We start from the raw sequence: 10,103 nt of genomic DNA on the forward strand, positions 1-10,103 counted from the left end.
CCACGGGGCCGGGGGCGGCGCTGTGGGTCGAGGGCACCGTGATCGAGACGCCGGCGGCGACCGGGCGGGCGCAGGAGCTGGCCAGGGAGTACAAGGGCCTGGTCAGCGCGATCCTGCAGAAGCGCGGCGCCTGGCAGGTCGTGGACGTGGTGCAGCAGATCGACGACCCGTCCACGCTGGCCGACAACGCCGGGTACGCGCCCTACCTGTCGGACGAGCAGAAGATCGAGGTGCTGGAGACGCCCGACGTGGTCGAGCGGCTCACCTTGGTGATCGGGTGGGCGCGCGACCACCTGGCGGAGCTGGACGTGGCGGAGACGATCCGCAAGGACGTCCAGGAGGGCATGGACAAGACGCAGCGGGAGTTCCTGCTGCGCCAGCAGCAGGAGGCCATCCGCAAGGAGCTGGCCGAGCTGAACGGCGACCCCGCCGACGAGGAGGACGACTACCGGGCGCGGATCGAGGCCGCGGAGCTGCCCGAGAAGGTCCGCGAGGCGGCGCTGAAGGAGGTCGACAAGCTGGAGCGGTCGTCCGACGCCTCGCCGGAGGGCGGCTGGATCCGCACGTGGCTGGACACCGTCCTCGACATCCCGTGGAACGAGCGGACCGAGGACGCCTACGACATCGCGGGCGCACGGGAGATCCTGGACGCCGACCACGCGGGCCTGGACGACGTGAAGGAGCGCATCGTCGAGTACCTGGCCGTGCGCAAGCGGCGCGCGGACCGCGGGCTCGGTGTCGTGGGCGGGCGGCGGAGCGGGGCCGTGCTCGCGCTCACCGGTCCTCCCGGCGTGGGCAAGACCTCGCTCGGTGAATCGGTCGCGCGGTCGATGGGGCGCAAGTTCGTCCGCGTCGCCCTGGGCGGTGTCCGGGACGAGGCGGAGATCCGCGGCCACCGGCGCACCTATGTGGGGGCGCTGCCGGGACGGATCGTCCGGGCCATCCGCGAGGCGGGCTCGATGAACCCGGTCGTGCTGCTGGACGAGGTGGACAAGGTCGGCGCGGACTACCGGGGCGACCCGACCGCGGCGCTGCTGGAGGTCCTGGACCCCGAGCAGAACCACACCTTCCGGGACCACTACCTGGAGGTCGAGCTGGACCTGAGCGACGTGCTGTTCCTCGCCACGGCGAACGTGGTGGAGGCGATCCCGGGGCCGCTGCTCGACCGGATGGAGCTCGTCGAGCTCGACGGCTACACCGAGGACGAGAAGGTCACGATCGCGCGCGACCACCTGCTGCCCCGGCAGCTCGACAAGGCCGGGCTGGAGGCGTCCGAGGTCGCGTTCGGCGACGACGCGCTGCGGCTGCTGGCGGCCGAGTACACCCGGGAGGCGGGCGTGCGGTCCCTGGACCGCTCGATCGCGCGGGTGCTGCGCAAGGTCGCGGCCAACGTGGCGCTGGAGAAGGCGTCGCTGCCGGTCTCGATCGGCGCGGACGGCCTGAAGGACTATCTGGGACGGCCGAGGTTCACGCCGGAGGTCGAGCTGAGCAGGTCCGAGCGGCGGACGGGCGTGCCCGGCGTCGCGACGGGGCTCGCGGTCACCGGCGCGGGCGGCGACGTGCTGTACATCGAGGCGTCGCTGGCCGACAAGGAGACCGGCGACACCGGCGTGACGCTGACCGGCCAGCTCGGCGACGTGATGAAGGAGTCGGCGCGGATCGCGCTCAGCTACCTGCGCTCGCGGGGCGCCGAGCTGGAGCTGCCGGTCGGCGACCTGAAGGACCGCGGTGTGCACGTCCACGTGCCCGCCGGCGCGATCCCCAAGGACGGGCCGAGCGCGGGCATCACGATGACGGCGGCGCTGGCGTCCCTGCTGTCGGGACGGCCGGTCCGCTCCGACGTGGCGATGACCGGCGAGGTGTCGCTGACCGGGCGGGTGCTGCCGATCGGCGGGCTGAAGCAGAAGCTGCTGGCCGCGAGCCGGCTCGGCATCACCACCGCGATCGTCCCGAAGCGCAACGAGCCGGACCTTGAGGACGTGCCGGCGGAGGTGCTGGAGAACATGACGGTGTTCGCCGTCAGCGACGTCCGCGAGGTGCTGGACCTGGCGCTGGAGCCGGCCACCACCCCGGTCGCCGCCTGAGGCGGGGCAGGACGCCCGCGCCGGGGCCTCCCCGGCGCGGGCGTCCGCTCATGAGTATCCGGTCGGCACATAATGGCGGTGGCGGAGTGAAACAAAAGGCGTTATCGCGGCGCCCGCATAGTTCGTGACGGAACGGGGACCAGCGCGGGGTGTTGACGGAGATGTGGCAGCCGGCGCGGACCGGCGAGCGGGCCCCCTGGTACGTGGTCGTCCTCAGGGTGGTCGCGGTGGTCATCGCGCTCGCCGTTCTGGGCGGCTTCTGCTATATCGCGTTCCGGCTCACGCTGACGCCCGTCCGCGACAATGGCCAGGCCGGCGGGAACACCGATCCCGGCGACTCGCTGCGCTTCTACATGGACCGGCCGAAGAAGGAGGCGCTGCTCCAGCTCGGCGGCAATCTGGCGCTGCTGGCGCCGATGGGGGTCCTGCTCCCCGTCGTCTCGCGCGGCCTGCGCGGCCCGCTGCGCCTCGCGGTCGTGACCGGCCTTTTCTCCCTGGCGATCGAGACCGTCCAGGGCGCGTTCGTCATCGGGCGCGCCTTCGACATCGATGACGTCATCCTCAATGTCGTCGGCGTGGTCATCGCCTATTTCCTCCTCGGACGCCGCCTTTCCCGGACCGTCCGCGGCACTTAGGAATGGTCAGCGCGGGGTGAGGCGGAAGACCCTTAGTTGGCGCTCGGTACGTTCCACATAACGGTCGTAGACGGGCCAGACCTTGAGCAGGCGCGGCCACACCTCGGCGCGCTCCTCGTCGTCCAGGAGACGGGCGGTGACGGGGACGGCGCGGCCGCGGAAGCTGATCTCGGCGTCGGGGTTCTTGATGAGGTTGCCCGTCCAGGCGGGGTGCTTCTCGCGCCCGAAGTTGGAGCCGACCACCACCCAGGTGCCGTCCTTCTCGGGCAGGCATGCGAGGGGCGCCCGGCGGGGGCGCCCGCTCACCGCGCCGGTCGTGGTCAGCACCAGGCTCGGGACGAGGGCCTGGCCGAGCAGGACGCGGCCGCCGGTGAGCCGGTGCAGGAGCCGGTCGGCGGGCGGGACGATCTTCGGGCCGATCCGGGAGAACCACGGCGCGCCGGAGATCCGCTGGAAGAGCGGGCCCAGCGTGCGCTGCGTGCGACTCGGCATCTGCTGCTCCTTGGTGATGAGCCGTCCGGCTCTGCGGGGATTCAGGTGGCCGCTCTCGGCCAGCCACCGAACGCTGTCGGCGACGGTCCGCTCGACGGGACGCAGGGTGAGGTCCAGCGCGTCCAGGATCGGGCGGTCGTCGGTCGGGACGAGCGTGACCATGAACTCGGCGGCGTCGCGGGTGAGTGGGTAGTGGAAGGGGCGGACGCGCTTTGCCGCGTCCAGGGCGGTGCCCAGCCCCAGCATCAGGCCGTCCGGGACGCGGACGCGGCGGCACCGCACGCCGGTGAGGCGGTCGCACAGGTCGGCGTACTGCGGCCAGGTCAGGTAGTGGCCGCCGAGCAGCCAGCGGTTCGGGCCCGGACGGGTCTCGACGCAGCGGGCCAGGGCCTCGCCGAGGTCGCGGACGTCCAGGACCGAGACGCCGCCGCCCGGAAGCGGCCAGACCTTTCCGAGCGCGGCGGCGAGGCCCTCCATCAGCGCGTCCAGGACGGGCTGGTCCGGGCCGCAGACGCCGCCGGGGTAGACGATCGTGACGGGCGCGCCGCCGTCCTGGAGCCCGCGCACGTAGCGCTCGGCGGCGAGCTTGGAGCGGCCGTAGTCGGTGCGGGGGCTCGCGAGGGGCCCGGCGGCGGTGATGACAGGGCCGGACGGCGGGACGAACACCGCGACCGTGGACACGTGGACCACCGGGGCCAGGCCGTGCGCGACGGCGCCGCCGACGACGTTGCGGGTGCCGGTCACGTTGACCTCGACCAGGTCACCGGCGTCGCCGGTCACGCCGATGGCCGCCGCCGCGTGGATCGCGGCGTCGCAGCCGGCGAGGGCCTCCGCCACGGAGCCGGCGTCCAGCATGTCGCCGGTGACCAGCTCCACGTCCTCGGCGGGGACGCCGATGGTGCGCAGGACGCGGGCCGCCCGGCCGGGGTCGCGGACGAGCGCGCGCGGACGGTGCCCGGCGGCCAGCAAGGCCCGGACCGTGGAGGAGCCGACGAACCCGGAGGCGCCGGTGACGAAGACCCGCATACGAACAAACTAGCGCTTGGTCTGTGAGTTGCGACAGTACCCCAGCGTTACGGCCCCCAGCCTAGCCGTCACGGTTTCGGTCACTTCTTATCACCGAACGTGCATGGCCGCCCGTTGACGCTCATGGAACGCTCCAGCACACTCGGGGCTCACCCAACCGCCGCCCGGGAGGGGAACTCATGAGGATCGGACTGGCCGGCGCAGGGCGCATCGGTGCGCGCCACGCCGCCACGCTCTATGAAATGCCCGAGGTGGAGTCGCTGCTCATCGCCGACGCCGACCCGTGCCGAGCGCATCACCTGGCGGCCCGCCTGGCCGCCCGCTGCGCCGAGGTCGGCGTCCGGGACGATGCGGGCGCTCCGGAGGTCGTCGCCGTGGAGGCCGTCGAGAAGGTGTACGCGGCGGACCTGGACGGCCTGGTCGTGGCCGCCGCCACCTGCGCGCACGCGGAGCTGGTGGACCGGGCGATGCTCGAAGGGGTACCGGTGTTCTGCGAGAAACCGCTCGCGGCGGATCTTGATGGAACGTTCCAGATCGTGGCGGCGGCGGAGGCGGCCGGCGTCCCGGTGCAGGTCGGCTTCCAGCGGCGCTTCGACGCGGGGAACATGGCGGCGCGCGAGGCGCTCGCCTCGGGACGGCTCGGGTGGCTGCACACCGTGCGGTCGTGCAGCTTCGACCCGGCGCCGCCGCCCGCGGGCTACATCCCCGCCTCCGGAGGGCTGTTCCGCGACTGCGTGATCCACGACCTGGACCTCGTCCGGTTCGTCACGGGACGGGACGTGGTGCGCGTGATGGCGTCGGGCTCCAACCGGGGCGACGACTTCATCCGCGAGTACGGCGACGTCGACACCGGGTCCGCGCTGCTCGTCTTAGACGACGGGACGCTCGGGCTCGTCTCGGCCACCCGGTACAACGCCGCCGGGTACGACGCGCGGCTGGAGCTGTTCGGGTCCAAGGACAGCGTCGTCGCCGGGCTGGACGAGCGGACGCCGGTGACCGCGCTCCCCGAGCCGGGCGCGGGCCCGCGCGGGGCCTACGGCGGGTTCATGGAGCGGTTCTCCGACGCCTACGACGCCGAGCTCCGCGCCTTCGTGGACATGGCCGCCGGGCGCCGCGCCAGCCCGTGCCCGCCGGAAGAGGCCATGGAGGCGTTTTATCTCGCGGAGGCGTGCGAGCGGTCCCTGCGGGAGGGCAGGATCGTCGGCATCGAGGAGGTGCGGCGATGAGGATCGCGGGAGCCCCGATCTCGTGGGGCGTGTGCGAGGTGCCCGGCTGGGGGCATCAGATGGAGCCGGCGCGGGTGCTGGCGGAGATGCGCGATCTCGGGCTCGCGGCGACGGAACTCGGGCCGGAGGGATTCCTGCCGCGCGGGCGGCCTGAGCGGGAGGCGCTGCTGGCGTCGTACGGGCTGGGGCTCGTGGGCGGGTTCGTCCCGCTCGTCCTGCACGATCCGGCGCGCGACCCGCTGCCGGAGGTCGAGCGGGCCCTCGACGGCGTGGACGGCGTGCTCGTGCTGGCGGCGGCCACCGGGCTGGACGGCTACGACCGGCGGCCGAGCCTGGACACCAGGGCGTGGGCGACGCTGCTGTGCAACCTCGACGAGATCACGGCGATGGCCGCCGCGCGCGGGCGGCGGGTCACCCTGCACCCGCACGCGGGGACGGTCGTGGACCGCCGCGCGGAGGTCGAGCGCGTGCTGGGCGGCTGCGCCGTCCCGCTGTGCCTGGACACCGGGCACCTGCTCGTCGGCGGCACCGACCCCCTGTGGCTGGCGCGGTTCGCGTCGGCGCGGATCGGGCACGTCCACCTCAAGGACGTGGACGCGGCGCTCGCCGAGCGCGTGCTCCGCGGCGGCATCTCCTACACCGGCGCCGTGAAGGCCGGCCTCTACCCGCCGCTCGGGGACGGGGACGTCGACGTCGCCGCCATCGTCCGCACGCTGGAGGCCGCCGGCTACGACGGCTGGTACGTGCTGGAGCAGGACACCGTCCTCACCGCCGAGCCGCCGCCGGGGGAGGGGCCGTACGGCGACGTCCGGCGCGGCCTCGACCACCTCGCCCAAGCGGCCCGATGAGCGACCGCCTCCCCGGGGAGGCCCGGAGGACCGCGTCCGCGCGGACGGGTCGCCCCGAGGAGGCGGCGATCATGCCGCATCTGTGATCAACTTCTCTGTTGACCCAGCCCATCCCTCGGGGGAGAAACGGAGAGCGACGATGAGAGGCGTAGTCGCGCGGGAATCGTCCAGGAGCCTCGCGGTCCTGGCGGCCGCCGGTGTGCTGGCGCTCGGCGCCTGCAGCGGTTCCGGGGGCAAGAAGGCCGAGGAGAGCGCGAAGGCGGCGCCCGGCGCGGGACCCCGGTTGAAGATCGCGATGGTCACCCACTCGGGGCCGGGCGACACGTTCTGGGACATCGTGCAGAAGGGCGCCAAGGCCGCCGCCGCCAAGGACAACGTCGAGTTCCTCTACTCGGCCGACCCGGACGGCGGCAAGCAGGCGCAGCTCGTCAAGACCGCGATCGACCAGAAGGTGGACGGCATCATCGTCACCCTCGCCAAGCCGGACGCGATGAAGGACGCCCTCGCCCGCGCGGCCGCCGCCAAGATCCCGGTGGTGTCGATCAACTCGGGCGCGGGGGACTCGGCCAAGCTCGGCGCGGTCGCGCACTTCGGGCAGGACGAGTCGATCGCGGGCGAGGCGGCCGGGACGGAGCTGGCCAGGATCGGTGCGAAGAAGGCCCTGTGCGTGATCCACGAGCAGGGCAACGTCGGCCTGGAGGACCGCTGCGCCGGGGCGAAGAAGACCTTCGGCGGCGACCTGCAGAACCTGTTCGTGCAGGGGACGAACATGCCGCAGGTCAAGTCGTCCATCACCGCGAAGCTCCAGGCCGACAAGGGCGTCGACGGGATCCTGACGCTGGGCGCGCCGTTCGCGGCGACGGCCGTGGACGCCGCGAAGCAGGCCGGCAGCAAGGCCAAGGTCGGCACGTTCGACATGAACAAGGACCTCATCGACTCGATCAAGTCGGGCGCGATCTGGTTCGCCGTCGACCAGCAGCCGTACCTTCAGGGGTACGGGGCCGTGGACGAGCTGTGGCTGCTGAAGAACAACGGCAACGTCATCGGCGGCGGGCGGCCGGTGCTGACGGGGCCCGCGATCGTCACCAAGGCCAACGCCGCCGCGCTGGAGGCGTTCGCCGCCCGGGGCACCCGATGACGCAGGCCGCGGCGGAACCGCCGCCGGCCGGCGGCGGCGCCGACGAGCGCATGGCCCGGCAGTCGCCGCTGCGGCGGCTGCTGGGCCGCCCGGAGCTGGGCGCGCTGCTCGGCGCGGTGGTGGTGTTCGCGTTCTTCTCCATCGTCGCGGACGCGTTCTTGCAAGCCGGGTCGTTCTCGACGGTGCTGTACGCGAGCTCGACGTTCGGGATCATGGCGGTCGGCGTCTCGCTGCTGATGATCGGCGGCGAGTTCGACCTGTCCGCCGGGGTGATGGTGACCTCGTCGGCGCTGATCGCCGCGCTGGTCAGCTACCAGCTCACGCTGAACGTGTGGGCGGGCGTGGCCGTCTCGCTCGTGGTGACGCTGGCGATCGGGATGGTGAACGGCATCCTCTACGTCAGGACCGGGCTGCCGAGCTTCATCGTCACCCTCGCCTCGTTCTTCATGCTGGCGGGCCTCAACCTCGGCGTGACGAAGGCGATCACGGGCAACGTCGCCTCCGACTCGGTCCGCGACATGGACGGCTTCGACACCGCCCGCCGCGTGTTCGCCTCCGACGTGGACATCGCGGGCGTCAACGTCAACATCACCGTGTTCTGGTGGCTGCTGTTCGTCGCGATCGCCACCTGGATCCTGCTGCGCACCCGCGTCGGCAACTGGATCCTCGCGGTGGGCGGCGCCGCCGGGAGCGCCCGCGCGGTCGGCGTCCCGGTCGCCCGCACCAAGATCGGCCTGTTCATGGGCGTCGCGTTCTGCGCCTGGTTCTCCGGGATGCACCTGGTGTTCGCGTTCGCGACCGTCCAGTCCGGCGAGGGCGTGGGCAACGAGTTCTCCTTCATCATCTGCGCCGTCATCGGCGGGTGCCTGCTGACCGGCGGCTACGGGTCGGCGATCGGCGCGGCGATCGGCGCGTTCATCTACGGCATGACGAACAAGGGCATCGTGTACGCCGAGTGGAACCCCGACTGGTTCAAGTTCTTCCTCGGCGCGATGCTGCTCATCGCCACGGTGGTCAACCTGGTCGTGCGGCGCAGAGTGGAGCGGTCGAGATGACGTCGGGCACGGACGCGCCGCTGGTGCGGCTGACGGGCGTCGGCAAGAACTACGGCGCGGTCATCGCGCTGCGGGACGTGAGCCTGGAGGCGGCGGCGGGCGAGGTCACCTGCGTCCTCGGCGACAACGGCGCGGGCAAGTCCACCCTCATCAAGATCATCGCCGGGCTGCACCGGCACGACACGGGCACCTTCGAGGTGCGCGGGGAGGAGGTCTCGTTCGCCTCGCCGCGCGACGCCCTCGACCGCGGCATCGCGACCGTCTACCAGGACCTCGCGGTGGTGCCGCTGATGCCCGTCTGGCGCAACTTCTTCCTCGGGTCGGAGAAGCGCCGCGGGTTCGGCCGCATGGACATCGGCTTCATGCGCAGCACCACCCGGAGCGAGCTGGCCGCGATGGGCATCGACCTGCGCGACGTCGACCAGCCCATCGGCACGCTGTCGGGCGGCGAGCGGCAGTGCGTGGCGATCGCCCGCGCCGTCCACTTCGGGGCGCGGGCCCTCGTCCTGGACGAGCCGACGGCGGCGCTCGGCGTCAAGCAGGCCGGGGTCGTGCTGCGCTACATCGTCCAGGCGCGGGAGCGGGGGCTCGCGGTCATCTTCATCACCCACAACCCGCACCACGCCTACCCGGTGGGCGACCGGTTCCTGATCCTCAACCGGGGGCGCGGCATCGGCCACCACGCCAAGGACGAGATCACCCGGGACGAGCTGACCGGGCTGATGGCGGGCGGCGCCGAACTGGAGCAGCTCGCCCACGAGCTGGACGCCTCCGCCACCGGCCGGGCCGCCGCCGCGGCCATGACCAAGGACGCGAAGGACCTCGGCATGACCGCCGAAGACGGCGACGGGCTATGACCACACGGCGCTTCGCAGGATGCGCTCCAGGTCCGGCGTGTTCCAGATGTCGACGATCAGGATCTTCGACTCCGGCAGGTACCACAGGCGCTCGACATAGGAGAAGCGGGTCTTGCGGGTGGGGCCGTACCCGTCACGATCCTCGCGCGTGTAGCAGGGGACCCGCCATTCGCGGTACCGCGCCCGCCTCGGCCCGATGGGCGCCAATCGGTTCGCCAGCCGCACCGCGCCGTGGCGGACGCCGACCGCGCGCAGGTCATCGTGGCCGGGGCAGCTCATGCCCTCGTCTTGGCTGAACCGCGACGCGTAGGTGTCCGAGGGGTCGTACGGGTTGGCGACGTAGGAGCCGGAATCGTCCAGGAAGGTCGGGCCGAGCACGTGGAGGCCCGGGCACCAGGTCGAGCTGGCGCCGACCGACGCGTCGATGGGCCGCTGCTTGTCGCACGTCCTCCAGGTGCGCACGTAGTAGCTGTCGTCGTCGGGTCTTGCCCGCCCGGTGAAGGAGCGGCGAGGGGTCGTATAGCTCTTCCAGAACGGCGGGGCCTTGATCGTGATCCTGCCGATCGTCAGCGGCACGCCCGGCGGGGCGGGGGCGGACTTGACCGCGGCGGCGTGCGGGCGTTCCGGTCTGGACGCCTGGTAGACGCCGACGCCGCCCGCCGTCGTGCCGACGATGGCGGTTCCCGCGATGGCGACGGCCGTCTTGGTGCCGACCGCGGCGAGGACCCCGCCGGTCCCGGCC

The 10,103-nt window shown here is 72.5% G+C and carries 9 protein-coding genes; 7 read left to right on the forward strand and 2 right to left on the reverse strand.

The window, feature by feature from the left end:
- Nucleotides 1–2,084, forward strand: a 2,084-nt coding sequence (gene lon, locus E1298_RS38605) for an endopeptidase La (protein ID WP_131902342.1), incomplete at its 5' end; no start/stop codon positions are given.
- Nucleotides 2,085–2,245: 161 nt separating this feature from the next.
- Entirely contained in the window at nucleotides 2,246–2,719 is a 474-nt protein-coding gene (locus tag E1298_RS38610; protein ID WP_131902343.1) for a VanZ family protein, read from the forward strand.
- 6 nt (nucleotides 2,720–2,725) lie between these two features.
- Here the strand turns inward: E1298_RS38610 and E1298_RS38615 are convergent, their stop codons facing one another.
- Nucleotides 2,726–4,237 (reverse strand): nitroreductase/quinone reductase family protein, encoded by a 1,512-nt coding sequence (locus E1298_RS38615; protein WP_131902344.1) that lies wholly within the window; start codon nucleotides 4,235–4,237, stop codon nucleotides 2,726–2,728.
- A gap of 179 nt (nucleotides 4,238–4,416) precedes the next feature.
- Between E1298_RS38615 and E1298_RS38620 the strand changes: the two genes are divergently transcribed.
- The 5 genes from E1298_RS38620 to E1298_RS38640 all read left to right on the forward strand — a co-directional run bounded on the left by E1298_RS38620 (nucleotide 4,417) and on the right by E1298_RS38640 (nucleotide 9,361).
- Nucleotides 4,417–5,463, forward strand: coding sequence for a Gfo/Idh/MocA family protein (locus E1298_RS38620; protein ID WP_131902345.1), 1,047 nt, complete (start codon nucleotides 4,417–4,419; stop codon nucleotides 5,461–5,463).
- Nucleotides 5,460–6,311 (forward strand): TIM barrel protein, encoded by an 852-nt coding sequence (locus E1298_RS38625; protein WP_131902346.1) that lies wholly within the window; start codon nucleotides 5,460–5,462, stop codon nucleotides 6,309–6,311. The genes E1298_RS38620 and E1298_RS38625 overlap by 4 nt, the downstream gene beginning before the upstream one ends.
- A gap of 139 nt (nucleotides 6,312–6,450) precedes the next feature.
- On the forward strand, nucleotides 6,451–7,449 hold the full coding sequence (locus E1298_RS38630; protein ID WP_131902347.1) for a substrate-binding domain-containing protein: 999 nt from the start codon (nucleotides 6,451–6,453) through the stop codon (nucleotides 7,447–7,449).
- Entirely contained in the window at nucleotides 7,446–8,504 is a 1,059-nt protein-coding gene (locus E1298_RS38635; RefSeq protein WP_131902348.1) for an ABC transporter permease, read from the forward strand. The genes E1298_RS38630 and E1298_RS38635 overlap by 4 nt, the downstream gene beginning before the upstream one ends.
- Nucleotides 8,501–9,361, forward strand: coding sequence for an ATP-binding cassette domain-containing protein (locus tag E1298_RS38640; protein WP_131902349.1), 861 nt, complete (start codon nucleotides 8,501–8,503; stop codon nucleotides 9,359–9,361). The genes E1298_RS38635 and E1298_RS38640 overlap by 4 nt, the downstream gene beginning before the upstream one ends.
- Here E1298_RS38640 and E1298_RS48765 read toward each other — a convergent pair.
- The coding region (locus E1298_RS48765; RefSeq protein WP_207945094.1) for a hypothetical protein at nucleotides 9,356–10,103 on the reverse strand (748 nt) is incomplete at its 5' end. The genes E1298_RS38640 and E1298_RS48765 overlap by 6 nt on opposite strands.

This window comes from Actinomadura rubrisoli, from assembly GCF_004349215.1.
Taxonomy (GTDB): Bacteria; Actinomycetota; Actinomycetes; order Streptosporangiales; family Streptosporangiaceae; genus Spirillospora; species Spirillospora rubrisoli.